This is a genomic window from Streptomyces sp. NPDC085900 (assembly GCF_044540925.1).
Lineage (GTDB): Bacteria > Actinomycetota > Actinomycetes > Streptomycetales > Streptomycetaceae > Streptomyces > Streptomyces gilvifuscus.
On sequence record NZ_JBITSP010000014.1, the window covers coordinates 42,315 to 66,010 of the forward strand.

A 23,696-nucleotide genomic window follows, 5' to 3' on the forward strand; every position below is an offset into this window, starting at 1 on the left:
GGGAGCGTCGTGCGTCCGCATGTCAGTCCCTGAGCTCCAGTACCCCGGATATGCCGCTCTTGCGGGACTTCGGGGCGGCGTCCAGTTCCGCGTCGTCGGCTATGCGGCCGTCGAAGAAGGAGATCACCCGGTCCGCGGCGCTGGCCAGCCGCGCGTCATGGGTGACCAGCACGATCGTCTGGCCGCGCCCGTGGAAGCGGGACAGCAGCCGCATCACCTCGCGGGTGCCCTTGCTGTCGAGGCTGCCGGCGGGTTCGTCGGCGAGCAGCAGGGGAGGGTGGTTGACCAGGGCGCGGGCCAGCGCGACCCGCTGCTGCTCACCGCCGGACAGCTCGCCCGGCAGGCTGCGCTCCTTGCCGTCGAGGCCGAGCTCGGCCAGCAGTTCCTCCCGCTCGGCCCGCGCCCGCTTCGGCGACACCCCGGCGAGCAGTGCGGGCAGCTCCACGTTGTCGGCGACGGACAGGTTCGAGACCAGGTTGAAGAACTGGAAGACGATCCCGATCCGCTTGCGGCGCTCCACCGCCCAGCGCGCCTCGCTCCAGGCGTCCGCGCACTCGCCGTCCAGCCATATACGCCCGCCGTCGGGCCGTTGCAGGCCGCCCAGCAGATGCAGCAGTGTCGACTTCCCGGCACCGGACGGGCCGGTGACGGCCACGAACTCGCCGGGGCGTACGCACAGGTCGACCCCGCGCACCGCGTGCGCCGGGGCGCCCTCGCCGTAGTGCGTCTTGACCAGGCTCTCGGCGCGCAGCACGGGAGCGGGACCGTCGTTCACTCCAGCTCCTCCAGCTCTTCCTGGCACCGCTCGAGCCAGTCGAGGTCGGCCTGCAGGTGCAGCATCGCGCCCTCGATCAGCAGCTGGGCGATGCGGTTGTCCCGGTCTTCCGCGGCCGCCAGTTTCGACAGCTGCCGCATGGTGTTCAGATACTGGCGCCGCTGCTTGTTGATCAGCGCGATCCGGTCGGCGAGGCCGGTCTGCGGAGCGAGTGCCAGCTTCATGAAGAACTCGTCCCGCACCCGCGGCTCGTCCTCGGGATCCTCGAACCAGACGCGCAGCGCCTGCCGCCCGGCTTCGGTGAGGTGGTAGACCTTTTTGTTGGGCCGGCTCGACTGCTCGACGTCCTCGCCCTCGATCAGGCCTTGCTTCTCGAGGCGGCCGAGGGTTACGTAGATCTGGCCGACGTTCGGCTGAGGGTACGCGGAGCCCAGCGTCTGCTCAAGGTGCTGCTTGAGCTCGTAGCCGTGGGCGGGGCCGCGCGCCAGGAGAGCCAGGAGGGGCAGGCGCACGTGTGCAGTCCTCCTGTCGGGTCAATGTGCTCCAGGCCCTAGTATCGCCCATACCTAACAGGTATACATGGCCTCTGACTCCGGGCGAAGACGCCCGGCGCCGGGTGTGCAAGGAGGAACCTATGCGGTGGATGCGTGCCGCGGGTAGGGGCCTCCTCGTTCTCGTCGTGGTCATGGCCGGTTACGTGGCCGCGGGAGCCCGGGACGACACGGGTCCGGCCGACGGTCGCGGCCCCCTGACCCTGGCCACCGCGGGCGACCTGACGGGCTATCTCCGCCCCCTCCTCCAGGGCTGGAACCGCGCCCACCCCGGCGAGCGGGTCAGGCTCGTGGAACTCCCGGACTCCGCCGACGAGACCCACGCGCAGATGGTCACCGACCTGCGCGGCGGCGACCGCAGCCGGTTCGACGTCCTCAACATCGACGTCAACTGGACCTCGGAGTTCGCGGCCGCGGGCTGGATACGCCCGCTGCCCCGCGACCGCTTCCCGCTCGACGCCTTCCTCAGGCCCGTCAAGAGCACGGCGACCTACGACGGCCGCCTGTACGCCGTCCCGTACGTCACCAACGCCGGCCTGCTCCTCTACCGCAAGGACATCCTCGCCAAGGAGGGCGTCCCGCCCCCGCGCACCTGGGCCGAACTGGAGCACGACGCGAAGACCATCGCGCCCAAGTACGGGCTCGACGGCTACGCGGGCCAGTTCCTGCCGTACGAGGGCCTGACCGTCAACGCGGCCGAGGCCGTCTACTCGGCGCACGGCACGATCCTCGGCGACGAGGGCGCGCGGGTCACCGTGAACTCGGCGGCGGCCAGGGAGGGGATCGGCTTCCTCGCGCGCGGGGTCCGCGAGGGCTGGATCCCGAAGGTCGCGCTGACGTACAAGGAGGAGGAGTCCAAGCAGGCCTTCAAGAGCGGCAGGCTGCTCTTCCTGCGCAACTGGCCCTATGCCTATGTCCTCGCCTCGGCCAAGGGCTCCCCGGTCGCCGGGAAGATAGGCGCCGTGCCACTGCCCGGCCCGGACGGCCCCGGGACGAGCGTCCTCGGCGGCTCCAACCTGGCCGTCAACACCCACGCCCGGCACCCCGACTCGGCCGCGCGCCTGATCGCCTACCTCACGAGCGAGCCCGTGCAGCGCCAGGTCCTCACCCGCGGCGCGCTGCCGCCCGTACGGGCCGCGCTGTACGAGGACCCCGAGCTGATCCGGCGCTTCCCCTACCTCCCCACCCTGCGCAAGAGCGTGCTGTCCGCCATGCCGCGCCCCAAGAGCCCGCGCTACGACCAGGTCAGCCTGGTGGTGCAGGCCGTCGTGCAGGACGCCCTGACGGGCCACCAGACGCCCGCGGCGGCGGTGCGCCGCCTGGCGCGGGAACTGGCCGCGATCCCCGGCCGGTAGTTACCTGTTAGGTAACGCGCACATCTCATCTCTCCTCGCTCTGTCCTAGTTGGTCCGTATTTCGCAGGCCAACTCGGCGGTAGCTTCTGTTCTCATCGTTGACACCCGCGCGAAGCCCCTACATAACATGCATGCATGTTGAGTAAGTACCGCTGGTGGCGGGACGCGGTGATCTATCAGGTGTACGTCCGCAGCTTCCTGGACAGCACCGGCGACGGCGTCGGCGATCTCGCCGGAGTCAGGGCGGGGCTGCCGTACCTGAAGAAGCTGGGCGTCGACGGGATCTGGCTGAGCCCCTTCTACCCGTCCCCGCAGCACGACCACGGCTACGACGTGGCCGACTACTGCGACGTCGACCCGCTCTTCGGCGACCTCGCCGAGTTCGACCTGCTGATGGCGGACGCCCGGCGGCTCGGCATCAAGGTGCTGCTCGACATCGTCCCCAACCACTGCTCCAGCGAGCACCCGTGGTTCCGCCAGGCGCTGGCGGCCGAGCCCGGCAGTGCGGCCCGCGCCCGCTTCCACTTCGCCGACGGCCGCGGCCCCGAGGGCGCCGAGCCGCCCAACAACTGGCACTCCATGTTCGGCGGCCCGGCCTGGACCAGGGTCGGCGACGGCCAGTGGTACCTGCACATGTTCGCCTCCGAGCAGCCCGACTGGAACTGGCGCAACCCCGAGGTCGGCGCCGAGTTCGACCGGGTGCTGCGCTTCTGGCTGGACCGGGGCGTCGACGGGTTCCGCATCGACGTGGCCGCGGGCCTCTTCAAGCACCCCGCCCTGCCCGACTCGGACGACCCCGAGGCCGACGCCCGCACCCGCGACTCGGTCAATCCGCTGGCCTGGAACCAGCCCGAGGTGCACGAGGTGTGGCGGCACTGGCGGTCGGTGTGCGAGGAGTACACCGCGCAGGACGGCCGCGAGCGGCTGCTGGTCGGCGAGGTGTCCGTGCCGACGGCCCGCGAGCACGCCCTGTACGTCCGACCGGACGAGCTCCACCAGGCCTTCTTCTTCGACCTGCTCAGCGCCCCCTGGGACCCGGGCGCCTTCCGCAAGGTCATCTCCGAGGCCATGCAGGACATCGCCGGCACCGGCTCCACGGTCACCTGGGTCCTCAACAACCACGACCAGGTTCGCACCGTCACCCGCTACGGCGAACCCGCCACGGAGGGCAGCGGTCTCGGCGCCGCCCGCGCCCGCGCCGCCGCCCTGCTGATGCTGGCGCTGCCCGGCGCCGCGTACATCTACCAGGGCGAGGAGCTGGGTCTGCCCGAGGTCGTCGACCTGCCCGACGACGTGCTCACCGACCCGATCTTCCGGCGCACGGGCAGCCGGGCCCGCATCCGCGACGGCTGCCGGGTGCCGCTGCCGTGGTCCGGACAGGCCTCGCCCTTCGGCTTCACCTCCGGCGCCGAGAGCGCCCGCCCGTGGCTGCCGCAGCCCTCCTACTTCGCCGAGTACGCCACCGACCGCGCCCTCGCCGACACCCGCTCCTTCTGGCACCTGTACCGCGACGGCCTGCAACTTCGGTCTTCCTTGCCCCAGTTGGGCGAGGGCACCCTCCGCTGGCTGGACACCCCGCCCGGCGTCCTCGCCTTCGAGCGCGGCGACGGCCTGGTCTGCGCCGTCAACTTCGGTACGGCGCCCACGCCCGCGCCGGTCTCCGGCACCCCGCTGCTGTCCAGCGGCCCGTGCCCGGCCGGCGTGCTGCCCGGCTCCACGGCCGCCTGGTGGCTGGCCGACCGCTGACCGGGCACGGCCCCTCTCTACCTGACCGCTCGTCAGTTATTCACCCCCTGAAGGGACATCAACGATGATGCGACGTACCACCCTGCTCACCGGCTGCACCGCCCTCGCCCTGGCCCTGGGCGCGACCGCCTGCGGAGGCGGCGGCCCGGTCTCCGCGGGCGGCGGCGACAAGGCCCTCGGCGGCCAGACGGTCACCGTGGCCGGTGTGTGGACCGGCAGCGAGCAGAAGAACTTCCAGAAGGTCCTCGACGCCTTCAGCGCGAAGACCGGGGCCAAGACCCAGTTCATCTCCACCGGGGACAACGTCTCCACCGTCGTCGGCAGCAAGATCGAGGGCGGCAACGCGCCCGACGTGGTGATGGTCCCGCAGGTCGGCGTGTTGCAGCAGTTCGCCAAGAAGGGCTGGCTCACCCCGCTGTCGGCCACCACCGAGAAGACGGTGGACGCCGGCTACGCCCCCGTCTGGAAGAAGTACGGCAGCGTCGACGGCCGCCTCTACGGCCTCTACTTCAAGGCCGCCCACAAGTCGACGGTCTGGTACAGCCCCGACGCCCTCGACCAGGCCGGCGTCAAGCCGCCGAAGACGTACGACGAGATGCTCAAGGCCGGCCGCACCGTCTCCGACTCCGGGCTCGCCGCGTTCTCGGTGGCCGGCCAGGACGGCTGGACCCTCACCGACTGGTTCGAGAACATCTACCTCTCCCAGGCCGGACCCGAGAAGTACGACGCCCTGGCCGCCCACAAGCTGAAGTGGACGGACGCGAGCGTCGTCAAGGCACTGGGCACGCTCGGCAAGCTCTTCAAGGACAAGCGCCTGGTGGCCGGAGGCCAGAAGGAGGCCCTCAACACCGACTTCCCCGGCTCCGTGGAGAAGGTGTTCGGGCCCAAGCCCGAGGCCGGCATGGTCTACGAGGGCGACTTCGTCGCCGGGGTCGCGCACGACCAGTTCGGCAAGACGATCGGCACCGACGCGAACTTCTTCCCCTTCCCCGCGGTCGACGGCGGCAAGGCGCCCGTCGTCAGCGGCGGTGACGCGGCCGTCGTCCTGAAGGACGGCAAGAACGCCAAGGCCGGCATGAAGCTCCTGGAGTACCTGGCCACCCCGGAGGCCGCGGCCGTGTGGGCGAAGGCGGGCGGATTCCTGTCCCCGAACAAGAAGCTCGACCTCGCCCAGTACGGCGACGACGTCACCCGCGCCACCGCCAAGTCCCTCGTCACGGCCGGGGACTCGGTCCGCTTCGACATGTCCGACCAGGCGCCGGCGGCCTTCGGCGGCACCAAGGGCGCGGGCGAGTGGAAGCTGCTGCAGGACTTCCTGCGCGACCCGTCCGACCCGAAGGGGACCGCGGCCCGCCTGGAGTCCGCGGCGGCCAAGGCCTACCAGGGCTGACGCGCCATGACCGCGACCCTGGTGAAAGAGACGAGCCCACCCGCCGCCGGCCTGGTCGAGCGCGCCCGGCGCTCCCGGCGGCGGGCCCGGATCGTCGCCCTGCTCTTCGTCTTTCCGGCGCTGCTCCTGCTCGGCGCGCTGGTCGTCTACCCGGTGCTGTTCTCGGTCGGCCGCAGCTTCTTCGACGCCTCCGGCACCCGCTTCGTGGGCGGCGACAACTACACCGAGATGTTCCGCGACCCGGCCACCCTCAAGGCCGTCCGCAACACGGCCATCTGGGTCGTGGTCGCCCCCGCGCTGCTGACCGGCCTCGGTCTGATCCTCGCCGTACTGGTGGAGAAGGTGCGCTGGGCGACGGCCTTCAAGCTGCTGCTGTTCATGCCGATGGCGGTGTCCTTCCTGGCCGCCGGCATCATCTTCCGCCTCGCCTACGACGCGGACCCGAACCGCGGCGTGCTGAACGCGGCCGTGGTCGGGGTGCACGACGCCTTCGCGGGCACATCGCACTACCCGACCGCACGGGCCCGCCCGGACCAGGGCCTGACGGCGGGCAAGGACGGCTCGTACCGCACGAGCGCGACCGCGAAGCCCGGCGACTCGGTCACCCTCGGCCTGGTCGGCGTCGCCCCCAAGGACCTGCCGGACGGCGCCCGCCCCGCCTACCCGGCCGCCCACCGCAAGGCGGCCGCCGGCGACCTGAGCGGCGTCGTCTACCTGGACTTCACGCCCGGCGGAGGCGGCAAGCCGGGGGCGGTCGACCGGCGGGAGAGCGGGCTGCCGGAGATGAAGGTCGAGGCGGTGCGCGACGACGGCAGGACCGTCGCCGGGACGACCACCGCGGCCGACGGCTCCTTCCGCTTCAGCGGCCTCAAGTCTGGCTCCTACACGGTGAAGTTGCCGGCCTCGAACTTCGCGCAGCCGTACCAGGGCGTCTCCTGGCTCGGACCGGCGCTCGTGACGCCGGCGATCATCGGGGCGTACGTGTGGATCTGGACGGGATTCGCGATGGTGCTGATCGGGGCGGGGCTCGCCACCCTTCCCCGGGACGCGCTGGAGGCGGCGCGGATGGACGGCGCCAACGAGTGGCAGATCTTCCGTCGCATCACCGTCCCGCTCCTCGCCCCCGTCCTCACCGTGGTCTTCGTGACGCTGCTGATCAACGTGATGAAGGTCTTCGACCTCGTCTACATCATCGCGCCCGGCGACGTGGCGGAGGACGCGACCGTGCTCGCCACGCAGATGTGGCTGGTGTCCTTCGGCGGCGGCAACAACCAGGGCCTGGGCAGCGCGCTCGGCGTCCTGCTCCTCCTCCTGGTCGTCCCCGCCATGGTCTTCAACGTCCGTCGATTCCGAAGGAGTCAGCGATGAACGCGGTGCGGCGCGCTCTGTCCAGCGGTCTGGTGCAGGCCTTCCTCGTCCTGATCGGCCTGGTGTGGCTGACACCGCTCGCGGGGCTGTTCGTGTCCTCGATGCGGTCGTCCGAGGACTCGGCGAGCAGCGGCTGGTGGACGGCGCTCGCGAGCCCCGGCCGGCTGTCCTTCGACAACTACTCGGCGCTGCTGAAGAACGCGGGCATCACCCAGGCGTTCTGGAACACCGTGCTGATCTCGGTCCCGGCGACGGTCCTGGTCGTGGTCCTCGCGGCACTCGCCGGATACGCCTTCGCCTGGCTGGACTTCCCCGGGCGCGAGGCCGTCTTCCTGGTCGTGGTCGCCCTGCTGGTGGTGCCGGTGCAGATCGGCCTGCTGCCGGTCGCCAAACTCTTCGGCGAGCTGGGGCTGTTCGGCACGATCCCCGGCGTCGTGCTCTTCCACGTGGCGTACGGGCTGCCGTTCGCGGTGTTCCTGCTGCGGAACTACTTCGCCGAGATGCCGAAGGAGATGCTGGAGGCGGCCCGGATGGACGGCGGGAGCGAGTGGCGCATCTTCACCCGGCTGGTGCTCCCGGTCGGCCGCCCCGCGATCGCCTCCCTGGCCATCTTCCAGTTCCTGTGGGTGTGGAACGACATGCTGGTCGCCCTGCTGTTCGCGGACCCCTCGTCACAGCCGCTGACCGTGGAACTCCAGTCCCAGATACGGCAGTTCGGCAGCAACATCGACGTCCTGGCGCCGGGCGCGTTCGTGTCCCTGGTGGTGCCGTTGGTGGTGTTCTTCGCCTTCCAGCGGCACTTCGTGCAGGGCGTGATGGCCGGGTCCGTGAAGTGAGGCGGTGGGGGCTCCCGTCGGGAACCCCCACCGCGCGCTCACGGCGACGCCGGTGGGTACAGCGACCTCGGCAGTTGTGAGGCGGCCGCCGCGTCCAGCAGCCACAGTGTGCGCTGCCTGCCGCGCGCGCCCGCCGCAGGCGCCTGGATCTCGCCCGCGCCGGACAGGGCGATCGCCGCGGCCTCCGCCTTGTCCTCGCCGGCCGCCAGCAGCCACACCTCGCGGGCCGCCCGGATCGCGGGCAGCGTCAGCGTCACCCGGGTCGGCGGCGGCTTCGGCGAGCCGTGGACGCCCACCACCGTGCGGTCCGTCTCCCGGACCGCGGGCAGCTCCGGGAACAGCGACGCCACGTGCGTGTCCGGGCCGACGCCCAGCATCAGCACGTCGAAGGTGGGAACGGCGCCGTGGTTCTCCGGACCCGCCGCACGGGCCAGTTCCTCCGCGTAGGCGGCCGCCGCCGCGTCGACGTCGCCACCGAACGGGCCGTCCGACGCGGGCATGGCGTGCACGCGCTTCGGGTCCAGCGGGACCGCGTCCAGCAGGGCCTCGCGGGCCTGCGTGACATTGCGGTCCGGGTCGCCCTCGGGCAGGAAGCGCTCGTCTCCCCACCACAGGTCCAGCCGGCCCCAGTCGATCGCGTCCCGGGCCGGCGCGGCGGCGAGGGCGGCCAGCAGGCCGTTGCCGTTGCGGCCGCCGGTGAGGACCACTGACGCGGAGCCCCGGGAGGACTGAGCGTCGACGATCTTCGTGATCAGACGGGCCGCGGCGGCCTGCGCCATCAGGTCCTTGTCGTGGTGCACGACCAGCTGCGGGGTGCTCACTTCGCGGCCGCCTTCTTCGACTCCTGCTTCACCGGCTCCGCCGCCGCCGCTTCCTGTGCGGGAGCTTTCGCAGCGTCCTCGACAGGCGTTTCGACGGCGAGGGGTTCTCCGCTGCCGGACTCGGATCCTCCGGGGACGTCGGCGGCCGGCTCTCCTTTGGCAGCCGGTTCCCGAAAGGGAGCCGCCGACGCGGGTGCGTTCAGCCGCTCCACCCCGAACCGCAGCGCCGAGGCGTAGGTGTCGTCCGGGTCGAGCCGCCGCAGCTCCTCGGCGATCAGCTCGGCCGTCTCCCGCCGCTTCAGCGCCACCGCACGGTCCGGCTGGCCCTGGATGGAGAGGGTGGCGAGCGAACCGTCCGCACGGTCCAGCACGATCGGTCCGCTGTCGGTGTGCATACGCACCGCCGTCAGACCGGGCCCGCCGGACAGCGACCGCTTCACGGGCACGTCCAGCCGGTCCGCCAGCCACATCGCCAGCAGCTCGCAGCTCGGGTTGAACTCCTCGCCCTCCACCTCGACGGCCTCCACCTCACAGGTGACCTGGTCGAGAGCGGCGGCCAGCATCGAGCGCCACGGCGTGATGCGGGTCCAGGACAGGTCCGTGTCGCCGGGCGTGTAGGTGTCGGCGCGGGCCGTCAGCTCCCGCACCGGCTGCTCGGCGGCGTAGGTGTCCGTCACCCGTCGCTGGCCCAGGGCGCCCAGCGGGTCGCTGGCCGGGTCGAGCGGCGCGTTCACCGGCCACCACACGACGACGGGCGCGTCCGGCAGCAGCAGCGGCAGGACGACGGACTGCGCGTGCTCGGCGGTCTCGCCGTACATCCGCAGTACGACCGTCTCGCCGGTGCCCGCGTCCGCGCCCACCCGCACCTCGGCGTCCAGCCGGGACGACGTGCGGTCGCGGGGGGTGCGCGAGACGCGCTTGATGACCACGAGCGTGCGCGAGGGGTGCTCGCGCGAGGCGTCGTTCGCGGCCTTCAGCGCGTCGTACGCGTTCTCCTCGTCCGTCACGATGACCAGCGTCAGCACCATGCCGACGGCGGGCGTGCCGATGGCGCGCCGCCCCTGCACCAGTGCCTTGTTGATCTTGCTGGCCGTGGTGTCCGTGAGGTCTATCTTCATGGCCGGCGCCAGCTCCGTCCGTCTCGCTCGAGCATTTCGTCCGCCTCGACGGGACCCCAGGTGCCGGACGGGTACTGCGCGGGCCTGCCGTTCCTGTCCCAGTACTCCTCGATCGGGTCGAGGATCTTCCAGGACAGCTCGACCTCCTCGGTGCGCGGGAAGAGGTTCGAGTCACCCAGCAGCACGTCCAGGATCAGGCGCTCGTACGCCTCCGGGGAGGACTCGGTGAACGACTCGCCGTAGGCGAAGTCCATCGAAACGTCCCGGATCTCCATGGAGGTGCCCGGCACCTTCGAGCCGAAGCGGACCGTCACGCCCTCGTCCGGCTGGACGCGGATGACGATCGCGTTCTTGCCGAGCTCCTCCGTCGCCGTGTGGTCGAAGGGGGAGTGCGGCGCCCGCTGGAAGACGACCGCGATCTCGGTGACGCGGCGGCCGAGGCGCTTGCCGGTGCGCAGGTAGAAGGGGACGCCCGCCCAGCGGCGGTTGTCGATCCCCAGCTTGATGGCGGCGTAGGTGTCGGTCTTGGAGTTGGCGTCGATGCCCTCCTCCTGGAGGTAACCGACGGCCTTCTCGCCGCCCTGCCAGCCCGCCGAGTACTGCCCGCGCACGGTGTCCCGGCCCAGGTCCTTCGGCAGCCGCACGGCCCCGAGCACCTTGGTCTTCTCCGCGGCCAGCGCGTCCGCGTCGAAGGAGGCCGGCTCCTCCATGGCCGTCAGGGCCATCAGCTGCAGGAGGTGGTTCTGGATGACGTCACGGGCGGCGCCGATGCCGTCGTAGTAGCCGGCGCGGCCGCCGATGCCGATGTCCTCGGCCATGGTGATCTGCACATGGTCCACGAAGGACCGGTTCCAGATCGGCTCGAACATCGTGTTGGCGAAGCGCAGCGCCAGGATGTTCTGGACGGTCTCCTTGCCCAGGTAGTGGTCGATGCGGAAGACCTGGTCCGGGGCGAAGACCTCGTGCACGACCTTGTTGAGCTCCTCGGCCGACTTCAGGTCGTGGCCGAAGGGCTTCTCGATGACCGCGCGCCGCCAGGAGCCGCCGGTCTGGTCCGCCAGTCCGTGCTTCTTCAGCTGCTGGATGACCACCGGGAAGGAGCGCGGCGGCACCGACAGGTAGAAGGCGAAGTTGCCGCCCGTGCCCTGTGCCTTGTCGAGCTCCTCGATGGTGGAGCGCAGCCGCTCGAACGCGTCGTCGTCGTCGAAGGTGCCCTGGACGAAGCGCATCCCCTGGATGAGCTGCTGCCAGACCTCCTCGCGGAACGGCGTGCGGGCATGGGCCTTGACCGCGTCGTGGACCTCGGCGGCGAAGTCCTCGTTCTCCCACTCGCGGCGGGCGAAGCCCACCAGAGAGAAGCCCGGCGGCAGCAGACCCCGGTTGGCGAGGTCGTACACGGCGGGCATCAGCTTCTTGCGCGACAGGTCGCCGGTGACGCCGAAGATGACCAGGCCCGACGGCCCCGCGATGCGCGGGAGCCGTCGGTCCATGGGGTCACGAAGCGGGTTCGCTCCGGAACCGGAAAGAGGAGCCAAGGTCTCAGCCCTCCGCGGGGGCGAGGCGCTCCAGCTCCGCCTCGGTCGACTTCAGCAGGTCGTTCCAGGACGCCTCGAACTTCTCGACGCCCTCCTCCTCCAGCAGCTGGACGACCTCGTCGTAGGAGATCCCCAGCTTCTCGAGCGCGTCGAGGTCGGCGCGGGCCTGCTCGTACGTCCCGGCGATCGTGTTGCCGGTGATGGAGCCGCTCTCCTCGGTGGCGTGCAGCGTGGCCTCCGGCATGGTGTTCACCGTGTTCGGCGCCACCAGTTCGTCGACGTAGAGGGTCGGCTTGTAGGCCTTGTCCTTCACGCCGGTGGAGGCCCACAGCGGGCGCTGCTTGCGGGCGCCCGCGTTCTCCAGCGCCTGCCAGCGGTCGGACGAGAAGACCTCCTCGTACGCCTGGTACGCCAGACGGGCGTTGGCGATGGCGGCCTTGCCGCGTACCGCCTTGGCCTCGTCGGTGCCCAGCGCGTCGAGCCGCTTGTCGATCTCGGTGTCCACGCGGGAGACGAAGAAGGACGCCACGGAGTGGATCTTCGACAGGTCCAGGCCGCGCTCCTTGGCCTTCTCCAGGCCGGAGAGGTAGGCGTCCATGACCTTGCGGTAACGCTCCAGGGAGAAGATCAGCGTGACGTTGACGCTGATGCCGAGGCCGATGGTCTCGGTGATCGCCGGAAGGCCCGCCTCGGTGGCCGGGATCTTGATGAGCGTGTTCGGCCGGTCCACCAGCCAGGCCAGCTGCTTGGCCTCGGCGACCGTCGCCTTGGTGTTGTGGGCGAGGCGCGGGTCGACCTCGATCGACACGCGGCCGTCCTGGCCGTCGGTGGCGTCGAAGACCGGGCGCAGGATGTCGGCGGCGTCGCGGACGTCCGCCGTCGTGATCATGCGGATGGCCTCTTCGACGGTGACCTTGCGGGCGGCGAGGTCGGACAGCTGCTGGTCGTAGCCGTCGCCCTCGGAGATCGCCTTCTGGAAGATCGTCGGGTTGGTGGTGACGCCCACGACGTGCTGCTGGTCGATCAGCTCGGCGAGGTTGCCGGACGTGATCCGCTTGCGCGACAGGTCGTCCAGCCAGATCGCCACGCCTTCCTCGGAGAGGCGCTTGAGTGCGTCTGTCATGGAATTACATCTCCTACGTGTCGTATGTGGGCGTCAGCGCTGGGCGGCGGCGAGGGATTCCCGGGCCTGGGCGGCCACGTTCTCGGCGGTGAAGCCGTACTCCTGGAAGAGCACCTTGCCGTCGGCGGAAGCACCGAAGTGCTCCAGGGAAACGATGCGGCCGGCGTCCCCCACGTACTTGTGCCAGGTGAGACCGATACCGGCCTCGACCGCGACCCGCGCCTTCACGCTCGGCGGCAGAACGCTCTCCCGGTACCCCTGGTCCTGCTCCTCGAACCACTCCACGGACGGCATGGACACGACCCGCGTCGGCACCCCGTCGGCCTGAAGCTGCTCGCGCGCCTCGACGGCGACGTGCACCTCGGAACCGGTGGCGATCAGGATCACCTGGGCCTCGCCGCCCTCGGCCTCGAACAGGACGTAACCGCCCTTGGCCGCGTCCTCGTTGGGCTCGTACGTCGGCACGCCCTGACGCGTGAGCGCCAGTCCGTGCGGGGCGCCCTTGCCGTACTCCTTGGTCCAGCGCTTGAGGATCTCGCGCCAGGCGATCGCGGTCTCGTTGGCGTCGGCCGGACGCACGACGTTGAGGCCGGGGATGGCGCGCAGCGACGCGAGGTGCTCGACCGGCTGGTGGGTGGGGCCGTCCTCGCCGAGGCCGATGGAGTCGTGCGTCCACACGTACGTCACCGGCAGGTGCATCAGCGCCGACAGGCGTACGGCGTTGCGCATGTAGTCGGAGAAGACGAGGAAGGTGCCGCCGTAGACACGGGTGTTGCCGTGCAGGGTGATGCCGTTCATCTCCGCGGCCATGGAGTGCTCGCGGATGCCGAAGTGCAGGGTCCGGCCGTAGGGGCTGGCCTCGGGCAGCGGGTTGTCCGCCGGCAGGAACGACGACGTCTTGTCGATGGTCGTGTTGTTGGAGCCGGCCAGGTCGGCCGAGCCGCCCCACAGCTCCGGGATCACCGCGCCGAGCGCCTGCAGCACCTTGCCGGACGCGGCACGCGTGGCCACACCCTTGCCGGGCTCGAAGACCGGGATCTTCTCCTCCCAGCCGGCCGGCAGCTCGCCCTTGGCGACGCGGTCGAACTCGGCGGCCCGCTCGGCGTTGTTCTCCCGCCACAGCTGGAACGACTTCTCCCACTCGGCCTTCGCCTCGCGGCCCCGCTCCAGCGCCTGCCGGGTGTGCTTGATGACGTCGTCGGAGACCTCGAAGCTCTTCTCCGGGTCGAAGCCCAGGACGCGCTTGGTGGCGGCCACCTCGTCGTCGCCGAGCGCGGAGCCGTGGGCGGCCTCGGTGTTCTGCGCGTTCGGGGCGGGCCAGGCGATGATCGAGCGCATCGCGATGAAGGACGGGCGGTCCGTCACCTGCTTGGCGGCCTCGATCGCGTTGTAGATCGCGTGCGGGTCCAGGTCGCCGTCCGGCTTCGGGGCGATCCGCTGCACGTGCCAGCCGTACGCCTCGTAGCGCTTGACGGTGTCCTCGGAGACGGCCGTCTCGGTGTCGCCCTCGATCGAGATGTGGTTGTCGTCCCACAGCAGGATCAGGTTGCCGAGCTTCTGGTGGCCGGCCAGCGAGGACGCCTCGGCGGAGATGCCCTCCTGCAGACAGCCGTCACCGGCGATGCAGTAGACGAAGTGGTCGAAGGGGGACTCGCCCTGCGGGGTCTCCGGGTCGAACAGACCGCGCTCGTAGCGGGCGGCCATCGCCATGCCAACGGCGTTGGCGACACCCTGGCCGAGCGGCCCGGTCGTCGTCTCGACGCCCTTGGTGTGGCCGTACTCCGGGTGGCCGGGGGTCTTCGAGCCCCAGGTCCTGAAGGCCTTCAGGTCGTCCAGCTCCAGGCCGAAGCCGGCCAGGTAGAGCTGCGTGTAGAGGGTCAGGGACGAATGGCCGGCGGACAGCACGAAGCGGTCGCGGGCAACCCAGTCCGGGTCGGCCGGGTCGTGCCGCATCACCTTCTGGAAGAGGGTGTAGGCGGCGGGCGCCAGGCTCATGGCCGTACCCGGATGGCCGTTGCCGACCTTCTGTACGGCGTCGGCGGCCAGGACGCGGGCGGTGTCCACGGCCCGCTGGTCCAACTCGGTCCACTCGAGGTCTGTGGTGGTCGGCTTGGTGCTCACCCTGAGTCAGGGCTCCTCTCCACATGTCACGCATGTCGAATGCCGGCGCACTGGACGCCCACCGGCCGTTGTCGAGCCTACCCCTGTAAGAACGTGCATTTTTTCGAGTCATTCCAGACTGCCGGGCCTGCGCGGCATCCGCCTCCCGACTGGCCTGGAGGCCGTTCGGCAACTGAATACGCAGCCGCTCATCTGACTGCTCAATCGAGCTCGCGTACGACCTTCTGTGGGCCCTCGCCAACACGACCCCACCCCCGCGAAGGGCGGGGTATGGGCAACGTCTACAGTGGCGTGGTACGCGCGAGCCTTTACCCGTGCTTCACACGGGGAAGGCTCGCTGGGATGTCTCTGTAGGGGTGTGCGTGACGGCCGTCGAATCCCGTCCAGCGGGGGTAATCGGTGCGAGCGAGAGCCCGCGTCACCGGCCGTTCGGGGCCCGTGTCAAGGCGTTCGTGGCGCTGACCAAGCCGCGGATCATCGAGCTCCTGCTCATCACCACCGTTCCGGTGATGTTCCTCGCCCAGCGGGGGGTACCGGACCTGACGCTGGTGCTGCTCACCTGCGTGGGCGGCTACCTGTCGGCGGGCGGCGCCAACGCGCTGAACATGTACATCGACCGCGACATCGACGCGCTGATGGACCGCACCTCGCAGCGGCCGCTGGTCACGGGCATGGTGAGTCCGCGCGAGTGCCTCGCCTTCGGCGTCACCCTGGCGGTCGTCTCCACGCTCCTGTTCGGCCTCACCGTCAACTGGCTGTCGGCCTGGCTCTCCCTCGGCGCGCTCCTCTTCTACGTCGTCGTCTACACGATGATCCTCAAGCGCCGTACCTCGCAGAACATCGTGTGGGGCGGCATCGCGGGCTGCATGCCCGTGCTGATCGGCTGGTCGGCCGTCACCGACTCCCTCTCCTGGGCCCCGGTCGTCCTGTTCCTGGTGATCTTCTTCTGGACGCCGCCGCACTACTGGCCGCTGTCGATGAAGGTGAAGGACGACTACGCGCGCGTGGGCGTGCCGATGCTGCCGGTCATCGCCTCCAACAAGGTCGTCGCCCGGCAGATCGTGATCTACAGCTGGGTGATGGTGGCCGTCTCCCTGCTGCTCACCCCCCTCGGCTACACGGGCTGGTTCTACACCCTGGTGGCCCTGGCGGCGGGCGGCTGGTGGCTGTGGGAGGCGCACGCGCTGCAGACCCGCGCGAAGGCGCAGGCGACCGGCGCGAAGCTGAAGGAGATGCGCCTGTTCCACTGGTCCATCACCTATGTGTCGCTGCTGTTCGTGGCCATCGCGGTGGACCCCTTCCTGCGCTGACACCCCTGTGACGCCCGACGGGCGGGGCGCGTGGTCAAGGCCACGCACCCCGCCCGTCGCCGTTCGATCTACTCGTCGGTAGCATCCTGGCTATGGCAGACACGCAGCAGGTTGACGCGAAGGCCGAGCGCAAGGTGGCGAAGCTCGCCAAGCGGATCGGCGCCTTCTCCAAGGCGCACGGCGGGGCCGAGGGGCAGGTGGCCCACATCGGCGAGCGCGGCGCGCGCATCGTCCTCGTCGGCGAGGACGGCGGCTGGGGCGACCTGGTGGCGCCCTCGTACGAACTCGCCGAGAAGGCCGTCCAGAAGGCCGGCATCACGGTCCACGAGGACTTCGACGGGGAGTTCGCGGCGAAGGTGCGCACCGGGCGGTACGAGTGGACGCGGATGGCGGGCATCCAGCTCGGCGGTCCGGCGAACAGCTGACCGCTTCCGGCGATTTCGCACGGGGTGTGTCGCACCAACACCTCATGACCGGTTCACCCGTTAGGACCTGTTAAGGAGCAACGGTCCAGTAAACGGAGAGCCCGGATGATCGAAACGCCGTCCCTCGTGGACCAGTACTGCCACGGCGTACTGAGAACCGAGCTGGGCCTCGGCACCTTCGAGGCCCAGCTGGCCCGCACCGAGGGCCCGCCCGCCCCGGGCACCACGCTCTTCGACACCCAGACGGGTTTCGCCGTACGGCGCTGGTGCCCGCCCCTGTTGGGCATGGAACCGCACTGTCATCCCGCCCGTTACCTCGCCCGCCGTCGTGAACTCGGCGTCCTGGAGGCGGGCCGCAGACTCCTGCGCGGCAGCGGGATCACGACGTACCTGGTCGACACGGGCCTGCCCGGCGACCTCACCGGGCCGGACGAACTGGCCTCCGCGAGCGCGGCCGAGGCCCGGGAGATCGTGCGCCTGGAATTACTGGCCGAGCAGGTCGCCGACACCTCCGGCACCGTCGAGTCCTTCCTCGCCAACCTCGCCGAATCGGTGCACGGCGCCGCCGCGGGCGCGGTCGCCTTCACCTCGGTCGCCGGCACCCGCCATGGACTGGCCCTGGCGCCCGAGCCGCCGGGGCCCGGGGAGGTGCGGGGCGCGGCGGGCCGCTGGCTGTCCGGCCGTCGGGTCGGCGGCCAGCTGACCGACCCCGTCCTGCTGCGGCACCTGCTGTGGATCGCCATCGCCTCGGGCCTGCCGCTGCAGCTGCACGCGGGGCTCGGCGAACCGGGCCAGCGCATCGACCGCACCGACCCCGTGCTGCTCACCGACTTCGTCCGGGCCACGGCCGGCCTCGGCACGGACCTGGTCCTGCTGCACGGCTACCCGTACCACCGGCACGCCGCCCACCTCGCGGGCGCCTTCCCGCACGTCTTCGCCGACTCGGGAGCCGCCCTGGTGCGCACCGGCGCCCGCGCCGCGACCGTACTCGCCGAGATCCTGGAACTGGCCCCCTTCGGCAAGATCCTCTTCTCCAGCGGGGCGCACGGGCTGCCCGAACTGCACGTGGTGGGCGCCCGTCTGTTCCGGGAGGCGCTCGGCCGGGTGCTGGGCCGCTGGGTGGCCGAAGGGGCGTGGTCGCTGGCGGACGCCCAGCGGGTGGCGGGGCTGGTGGCGGCGGGCAACGCCCGGCGGGTGTACGGGCTGGAGTGAGCGGTGCGGCCTACGCGCGCGTGCCGACCGTCACCTCGGCCGAGGGCCCCGGCAGGTCGGCCACCACCTCCGGCCGTTCGCGCAGTGCCAGCAGCACCCGCAGTACGCCGATCCACACCAGGCACGAGCCGAGCATGTGCAGGCCGACCAGGGCCTCGGGGAGCTTGGTGAAGTACTGGACGTAACCGATGACGCCCTGGGCGAGCAGGATCACGAAGAGCTCGCGGGTGCGGGCGAGGGGGGCCGTGGGAGCGTCGACCGCCTTGAGGACGAACCACAGGGCGAACGTCAGCGTGACCACGATCCAGGCCAGTACGGCGTGCAGTTTGCTGACCGTCTCCCAGTCCAGCGGCATCCGCTCGACCTCGCGGGAGTCACCGGCGTGCGGGCCCGCGCCGGTGACCACCGTGCCGACCGCGATGAGCAGCGTGGCGGCCAGCACCAGGAACCACACCATCTGCTGCACCGGCTTGCCGACCAGCGGCCGGGGCGCCCCGTCGCCCTCGCGGGTGCGCTGCCACATGACGGTGGCGACGGCGATCAGGGCGGACGAGAGCAGGAAGTGCGCGGCGACCGTGTACGGGTTGAGGCCGACCAGCACCACGATGCCGCCCAGGATCGCGTTGCCCATGACGATCCAGAACTGCGCCCAGCCCAGCCGGGTCAGACTGCGCCGGTACGGCTTCTCCGAGCGGGCGGCGACGATCGCCCAGCCGACGGCCGCGCAGAGCACGTAGGTCAGCATGCGGTTGCCGAACTCGATCACGCCGTGGAAGCCCATCGCACTGGTCGTGGTGAGCGAGTCGGCGGTGCACTTCGGCCAGGTCGGGCAGCCGAGCCCGGAACCGGTGAGGCGTACCGCGCCGCCGGTGACCACGATGACCACCGACATCACGAGCGCGGAAAGGGCCGCTCGCCGAACCGTCCGGGGTGTCGGGGTCCAGCGTGCGGCGATGAGGGCGAGCGGGTTGCGCACGGCCGCGAGGGCGTCGGCGCGGGTCACGTTTGGCACGGGAACCATCGTAGGCCGCCGCTTGTGCACGCTTTCACGAGGGTCCATGACCGCTCACCTCCCTGCTACTCCCAGCGGAAGAACTTCCCCGCCGCGGCCAGCCCCACGACCGCCCACGCGGCCAGGATCCCCAGGTCGCCCCACGGCATGCCGGCGCCGTGCTGCAGCACGTCCCGCAGGCCGTCCGACAGGGCCGAGATCGGCAGCAGGCCCAGGACGTCCTGCGCTCCCTGCGGGAACTTGTCGAGGGGCACGATCACCCCGCCGCCCACGAGCAGCAGCAGGAAGACCAGGTTGGCGGCGGCCAGGGTCGCCTCGGCCTTCAGGGTGCCCGCCATGAGCAGGCCCAGGCCCGAGAAGGCCGCCGTGCCCAGGACGAGCAGCAGGGCGACGGCGAGCGGGTTCCCGTGCGGGGACCAGCCGAGGGCGAAGGCGATCACCGTCAGCAGGATCACCTGCAGGACCTCCGTGACCAGCACCGACGCCGTCTTCGCCGTCATCAGGCCCCAGCGGGGCAGCGGAGAGGAGGCGAGGCGCTTGAGGACGCCGTAGCGGCGTTCGAAGCCCGTGGCGATCGCCTGGCCGGTGAAGGCCGTGGACATGACCGCGAGCGCGAGGATGCCGGGGGCGAGGAAGTCCACCGCCTCGCCCGCGCCCGTGTCCACGATGTCCACCGAGCTGAACAGGACCAGCAGCAGGGTCGGGATCACGACCGTCAGCAGCAGCTGCTCGCCGTTGCGCAGCAGCATCTTCGTCTCCAGCGCCGCCTGGGCCGCGATCATGCGGGGCAGGGGGGCCGCGCCCGGCTTCGGCGCGTAGGTACCGGTGACCGTCGTCACGAGCGCAGCTCCTTGCCCGTCAGTTCCAGGAACACGTCTTCGAGGGTGTGCCGTTCCACCGAGATCCTGTCCGGCATCACGCCGTGCTGCGCGCACCAGGACGCCACCGTCGCGAGCAGCTGCGGGTCGACCTTGCCGACCACCCGGTACGAGCCCGGCGTCAGCTCGGCGGCCGAGCAGTCGGCCGGGAGCGCCTTGAGCAGCGACCCCACGTCGAGGCCGGGACGGCCGACGAAGCGCAGGGTGTTCTCGGCCCCGCCCCGGCACAGCTCCTCCGGGGAGCCGTGCGCGATGACCCGGCCGGCGTCGATGATCGCGACGTCGTCGGCGAGCTGCTCGGCCTCCTCCATGTAGTGCGTGGTGAGGATCACCGAGACGCCGTCGGCGCGCAGGTCCCGGACCAGGTCCCAGGTGGCGTGGCGGGCCTGCGGGTCGAGGCCGGCGGTCGGCTCGTCGAGGAAGACCAGCTCGGGGCGGCCGACCACGGCCATCGCGAGCGCCAGCCGCTGCTGCTGGCCGCCGGAGAGGCGGCGGTACGTCGTACGGCCGCAGGAGCCGAGGCCGAGGCGCTCGATCAGGGCGTCCACGTCCAGCGGGTTCGCGTGCAGCTTCGCCACGTGCCGGAGCATCTCGTCGGCCCGCGCGCCGGAGTACACGCCTCCGGACTGGAGCATCACGCCGATGCGGGGGTGCAGCTCACGGGCCTGGCGCACCGGGTCGAGGCCGAGGACACGCACCGAACCCGAGTCCGGTCTGCGGTATCCCTCGCAGGTCTCGACGGTCGTCGTCTTGCCCGCGCCGTTCGGACCGAGTACGGCGGTCACGCCCGCCTCGGCCACCAGGTCGAGGCCGTCCACGGCGGTTTTCGTGCCGTACCGCTTCACCAGGGCCTGAACCTGGACCACGGGCTCACTTCGCATGGGCCCGAGTCTAGGTACGGGGCGCCCGGCTCCGACGGGCGGGTGCAGGATCTGCACCCGTCGCCATCTCCTCCTCGCGGGAGCGGTGCAGCGGCAGCCACCGCTCGGCGTAGGCCACCGCGTCCGCCACGGGGAACAGCCGCACGTCGGCCGCGCCCGCCTTGCCCCGTACGACGGGACGGTCCCGCTCGAAGTCGTGGCCCAGCTCGTCGAAGCGGGCCGAGGTGATCGACACCTCGATCACCGTCTCCCAGCCGCCGCCGGGCGTGGGCCGGCCCACGCCGACGAGTGGGGAGGGGATGCGGTACTCGGCCAGGTGGAAGCTGGTGCACGAGCCGTAGCCGGCGCCCAGGAGCAGCACCCGGGCCCCCATCTCCTCCAGCCTGGCCAGCGGGCTGTGCTCGCCCAGCCGGCAGTCCGTCGCGTGCCCGTCGACGATCCGCGCCGCGTCCGGGCCGAGCGCGGCGAAGGACGTCTGGGGGTGCGCGCTGCGCAGGGCGCCCGGCCAGGTGCGCACGGTCTCCGGGACGACACCGACCCCGCGCGTGGGGGTGACCAGGGAGTCGTACGCGGGCATCGAGGTCCGGATCCGCGCCCACCACTCCTCGGGTACCGGCGGGCTGTTCCACAGTGCCGGGTCGGAGATGTCGCCCGTCTGGGTGGGAACGACGATCGTGCCGTCCGGGCCGACCGCGTCGAGCAGGGCCTGGACCACCGCGACGGCACCGCCGCAGACCCAGCCGAGACTGCTGAGGGAGGAGTGCACGAGGAGGGTCTCACCGCTGTGCACGCCGAGCCCGCGCAGCTCTGCTGCCAGTGTGTCCCGCGTGACAAGTGGGCCGGTCGGAGGGGGTGTCGCCATGGTCGGGAGTCTTACCCACGGGTCTGCCGTATGCCACCTGTTTGATCGATCAAAGATCGTTCCCGCAGGTCATCTTAGGTGAGCCTAAGTGACGCAGGGCACCGTCGGGTCGCCCGGACGCCGCTTGCCCGGTCCAGAGGAATTACGCAACAATGGCGTTGTGAAAAACGTCGGCGAGGCTCGGGAGACCCCCACGGGGACCCCCCATGAGGAGCTCGCGGCCGGTGTGCGCTCGGACCGTTCCACGCGCAACCGCGTCGCGCGGTCCATCCTGGACCACGGGCCGTCGACCGTCACCGAGCTGGCCGGCCGACTGGGCCTGACCTCGGCCGCCGTACGACGGCATCTGGACGCGCTGGTCGCCGACGACGTCGTCGAGGCGCGGGAGCAGCGGGTGTACGGCACGCGCACGCGTGGCCGCCCCGCGAAGGTGTTCGCGCTCACCGACTGCGGCCGCGACGCCTTCGACCAGTCGTACGACAAGCTCGCCGCGGACGCCCTGCGCTTCATCCAGGAGCGGTTCGGCGGGGACGAGGCCGTCGTCGCCTTCGCTCGCGCGAGGATCGCCGAGCAGGCCGACGCCTACCGCAAGGCGATCGAGGCCGCCGCCCCCGAAGAGCGCACGGAAGCCCTGGCCAAGGCCCTGAGCGCGGACGGGTACGCTGCTACGGCGCGCAGCGCACCGGTCGGCGAGCAGCTGTGCCAGCACCACTGCCCCGTCGCCCACGTGGCGGAAAAGTTCCCGCAGCTCTGCGAGGCGGAGACCGAGATCTTCTCCCAGCTGCTGGGTACCCACGTCCAGCGACTGGCGACCATCGCGCACGGCGACGGCGTCTGCACGACGTTCATCCCAAAGATTTCCGAGATCACTCACAACGCATCTGCAAGCACGGCCGGGAGGAACCCCGCATGACTCTCCCCATCGAGGAGACTGCCCACCCTGAGCTTGAGGGCCTGGGCAAGTACGAATACGGCTGGGCGGACTCCGACGAAGCCGGTGCCTCGGCGAAGCGCGGTCTCAGCGAGGAAGTCGTCCGGGACATCTCCGCCAAGAAGAACGAGCCGGAGTGGATGACCAAGCTCCGCCTCAAGGGCCTGCGGCTGTTCGACAAGAAGCCCATGCCGAACTGGGGCTCGGACCTGTCGGGCATCGACTTCGACAACATCAAGTACTTCGTGCGCTCCACGGAGAAGCAGGCGGAGTCCTGGGAGGACCTGCCCGAGGACATCAAGAACACGTACGACAAGCTCGGCATCCCCGAGGCGGAGAAGCAGCGCCTCGTCGCCGGTGTCGCGGCCCAGTACGAGTCCGAGGTCGTCTACCACCAGATCCGCGAGGACCTGGAGGAGCAGGGCGTCATCTTCCTGGACACCGACACCGCTCTGAAGGAGCACCCGGAGCTCTTCAAGGAGTACTTCGGCACGGTCATCCCGGTCGGCGACAACAAGTTCGCGTCGCTGAACACCGCGGTGTGGTCCGGCGGCTCCTTCATCTACGTGCCGAAGGGCGTGCACGTGGAGATCCCGCTCCAGGCCTACTTCCGTATCAACACGGAGAACATGGGCCAGTTCGAGCGGACCCTGATCATCGTCGACGAGGGCGCCTACGTGCACTACGTCGAGGGCTGCACCGCGCCGATCTACAAGTCGGACTCGCTGCACTCCGCGGTCGTCGAGATCATCGTCAAGAAGAACGCCCGCTGCCGTTACACGACCATCCAGAACTGGTCGAACAACGTCTACAACCTGGTCACCAAGCGCGCCGTCGCCTACGAGGGCGCCACCATGGAGTGGATCGACGGCAACATCGGCTCCAAGGTGACGATGAAGTACCCGGCCGTCTACCTGATGGGCGAGCACGCCAAGGGCGAGACCCTGTCCATCGCCTTCGCCGGCGAGGGCCAGCACCAGGACGCCGGCTCCAAGATGGTCCACATGGCGCCGAACACCTCCTCCAACATCGTCTCCAAGTCGGTGGCGCGCGGCGGCGGCCGTACCTCCTACCGCGGTCTGGTCGAGATCGGCGAGGGCGCCCACGGCTCCAAGTCGAACGTGCTGTGCGACGCGCTGCTCGTCGACACCATCTCCCGCTCCGACACGTACCCCTACGTGGACGTCCGCGAGGACGACGTGTCCATGGGCCACGAGGCGACCGTCTCCAAGGTCTCCGAGGACCAGCTCTTCTACCTGATGAGCCGCGGCCTCAGCGAGTTCGAGGCGATGGCGATGATCGTGCGCGGCTTCGTCGAGCCCATCGCGAAGGAGCTGCCCATGGAGTACGCCCTCGAGCTCAACCGGCTGATCGAGCTGCAGATGGAGGGCGCGGTCGGTTAGGACCGGTCTCCAGGTAAGCAGCCAGCAATTCTGACGTAGGAAG

At 70.6% G+C, this 23,696-nt stretch carries 21 protein-coding genes; 10 read left to right on the forward strand and 11 right to left on the reverse strand.

Annotated features, from left to right (window positions below; translation table 11 throughout):
* Positions 1-22: 22 nt before the first annotated feature.
* Both ACIGDI_RS36390 and ACIGDI_RS36395 read right to left on the reverse strand, forming a co-directional pair.
* Positions 23-775, reverse strand: a complete 753-nt coding sequence (locus tag ACIGDI_RS36390) for an ABC transporter ATP-binding protein (RefSeq protein ID WP_272175553.1) — start codon at positions 773-775, stop codon at positions 23-25.
* Positions 772-1,287: a PadR family transcriptional regulator gene (locus tag ACIGDI_RS36395; protein WP_200699141.1), complete on the reverse strand. Its 516-nt coding sequence runs from the start codon at positions 1,285-1,287 to the stop codon at positions 772-774. The genes ACIGDI_RS36390 and ACIGDI_RS36395 overlap by 4 nt, the downstream gene beginning before the upstream one ends.
* Before the next feature lie 122 nt (positions 1,288-1,409).
* On the opposite strand from ACIGDI_RS36395, the gene ACIGDI_RS36400 reads away from it, so the two are divergent.
* The 5 genes from ACIGDI_RS36400 (at position 1,410) to ACIGDI_RS36420 (ending at position 8,021) form a co-directional block, all read left to right on the forward strand.
* Positions 1,410-2,681 (forward strand): ABC transporter substrate-binding protein, encoded by a 1,272-nt coding sequence (locus ACIGDI_RS36400; protein WP_399906019.1) that lies wholly within the window; start codon positions 1,410-1,412, stop codon positions 2,679-2,681.
* 135 nt (positions 2,682-2,816) lie between these two features.
* Complete coding sequence (locus tag ACIGDI_RS36405) at positions 2,817-4,427, forward strand: glycoside hydrolase family 13 protein (RefSeq protein WP_399906022.1); 1,611 nt, start codon at positions 2,817-2,819, stop codon at positions 4,425-4,427.
* A gap of 64 nt (positions 4,428-4,491) precedes the next feature.
* On the forward strand, positions 4,492-5,817 hold the full coding sequence (locus ACIGDI_RS36410) for an ABC transporter substrate-binding protein (RefSeq protein WP_399906025.1): 1,326 nt from the start codon (positions 4,492-4,494) through the stop codon (positions 5,815-5,817).
* 6 nt (positions 5,818-5,823) lie between these two features.
* On the forward strand, positions 5,824-7,185 hold the full coding sequence (locus ACIGDI_RS36415) for an ABC transporter permease subunit (RefSeq protein ID WP_399906028.1): 1,362 nt from the start codon (positions 5,824-5,826) through the stop codon (positions 7,183-7,185).
* Complete coding sequence (locus tag ACIGDI_RS36420; protein ID WP_399906031.1) at positions 7,182-8,021, forward strand: carbohydrate ABC transporter permease; 840 nt, start codon at positions 7,182-7,184, stop codon at positions 8,019-8,021. The genes ACIGDI_RS36415 and ACIGDI_RS36420 overlap by 4 nt, the downstream gene beginning before the upstream one ends.
* Positions 8,022-8,059: 38 nt before the next feature.
* Here ACIGDI_RS36420 and pgl read toward each other — a convergent pair whose 3' ends face one another.
* From pgl to tkt, 5 genes are read right to left on the reverse strand one after another with little or no spacing between them, the layout of a single operon-like run.
* Complete coding sequence (pgl, locus tag ACIGDI_RS36425) at positions 8,060-8,842, reverse strand: 6-phosphogluconolactonase (protein WP_384820674.1); 783 nt, start codon at positions 8,840-8,842, stop codon at positions 8,060-8,062.
* Positions 8,839-9,960: a glucose-6-phosphate dehydrogenase assembly protein OpcA gene (gene opcA / locus ACIGDI_RS36430; RefSeq protein WP_399906034.1), complete on the reverse strand. Its 1,122-nt coding sequence runs from the start codon at positions 9,958-9,960 to the stop codon at positions 8,839-8,841. Before opcA ends, pgl begins: the two co-directional genes overlap by 4 nt.
* Positions 9,957-11,450, reverse strand: coding sequence for a glucose-6-phosphate dehydrogenase (gene zwf / locus ACIGDI_RS36435; RefSeq protein WP_399906037.1), 1,494 nt, complete (start codon positions 11,448-11,450; stop codon positions 9,957-9,959). Before zwf ends, opcA begins: the two co-directional genes overlap by 4 nt.
* 49 nt (positions 11,451-11,499) lie before the next feature.
* Positions 11,500-12,618 (reverse strand): transaldolase, encoded by a 1,119-nt coding sequence (tal, locus tag ACIGDI_RS36440; RefSeq protein WP_399906039.1) that lies wholly within the window; start codon positions 12,616-12,618, stop codon positions 11,500-11,502.
* Positions 12,619-12,651: 33 nt separating this feature from the next.
* Entirely contained in the window at positions 12,652-14,739 is a 2,088-nt protein-coding gene (gene tkt, locus ACIGDI_RS36445) for a transketolase (RefSeq protein WP_399906041.1), read from the reverse strand.
* A 356-nt stretch (positions 14,740-15,095) separates the two neighbouring features.
* Here tkt and ACIGDI_RS36450 point away from each other — a divergent pair, with 356 nt between their 5' ends.
* The 3 genes from ACIGDI_RS36450 (at position 15,096) to ACIGDI_RS36460 (ending at position 17,686) form a co-directional block, all read left to right on the forward strand.
* The gene (locus tag ACIGDI_RS36450) at positions 15,096-16,049 is read left to right on the forward strand and encodes a heme o synthase (RefSeq protein ID WP_399906419.1); all 954 of its coding nucleotides are present in this window, start codon (positions 15,096-15,098) and stop codon (positions 16,047-16,049) included.
* Positions 16,050-16,141: 92 nt separating this feature from the next.
* Positions 16,142-16,474, forward strand: coding sequence for a hypothetical protein (locus tag ACIGDI_RS36455; protein WP_200699152.1), 333 nt, complete (start codon positions 16,142-16,144; stop codon positions 16,472-16,474).
* A 105-nt stretch (positions 16,475-16,579) separates the two neighbouring features.
* Positions 16,580-17,686: an amidohydrolase family protein gene (locus ACIGDI_RS36460; RefSeq protein WP_399906045.1), complete on the forward strand. Its 1,107-nt coding sequence runs from the start codon at positions 16,580-16,582 to the stop codon at positions 17,684-17,686.
* 10 nt (positions 17,687-17,696) lie between these two features.
* On the opposite strand, the gene ACIGDI_RS36465 is transcribed toward ACIGDI_RS36460, so the two are convergent.
* From ACIGDI_RS36465 to ACIGDI_RS36480, 4 genes are read right to left on the reverse strand one after another with little or no spacing between them, the layout of a single operon-like run.
* Positions 17,697-18,707 (reverse strand): heme A synthase, encoded by a 1,011-nt coding sequence (locus ACIGDI_RS36465; protein ID WP_399906048.1) that lies wholly within the window; start codon positions 18,705-18,707, stop codon positions 17,697-17,699.
* Between the two features lie 56 nt (positions 18,708-18,763).
* Positions 18,764-19,480, reverse strand: coding sequence for an ABC transporter permease (locus tag ACIGDI_RS36470; RefSeq protein ID WP_390629342.1), 717 nt, complete (start codon positions 19,478-19,480; stop codon positions 18,764-18,766).
* A gap of 53 nt (positions 19,481-19,533) precedes the next feature.
* The gene (locus ACIGDI_RS36475) at positions 19,534-20,457 is read right to left on the reverse strand and encodes an ABC transporter ATP-binding protein (RefSeq protein ID WP_399906051.1); all 924 of its coding nucleotides are present in this window, start codon (positions 20,455-20,457) and stop codon (positions 19,534-19,536) included.
* Between the two features lie 10 nt (positions 20,458-20,467).
* Positions 20,468-21,319: an aminoglycoside N(3)-acetyltransferase gene (locus tag ACIGDI_RS36480; RefSeq protein ID WP_399906054.1), complete on the reverse strand. Its 852-nt coding sequence runs from the start codon at positions 21,317-21,319 to the stop codon at positions 20,468-20,470.
* Between the two features lie 160 nt (positions 21,320-21,479).
* Here ACIGDI_RS36480 and ACIGDI_RS36485 point away from each other — a divergent pair, with 160 nt between their 5' ends.
* Both ACIGDI_RS36485 and sufB read left to right on the forward strand, forming a co-directional pair.
* Entirely contained in the window at positions 21,480-22,232 is a 753-nt protein-coding gene (locus ACIGDI_RS36485) for a metalloregulator ArsR/SmtB family transcription factor (protein ID WP_200699158.1), read from the forward strand.
* Positions 22,229-23,653, forward strand: a complete 1,425-nt coding sequence (gene sufB / locus ACIGDI_RS36490; RefSeq protein ID WP_058926029.1) for a Fe-S cluster assembly protein SufB — start codon at positions 22,229-22,231, stop codon at positions 23,651-23,653. The genes ACIGDI_RS36485 and sufB overlap by 4 nt, the downstream gene beginning before the upstream one ends.
* The last annotated feature ends 43 nt before the right edge of the window (positions 23,654-23,696 follow it).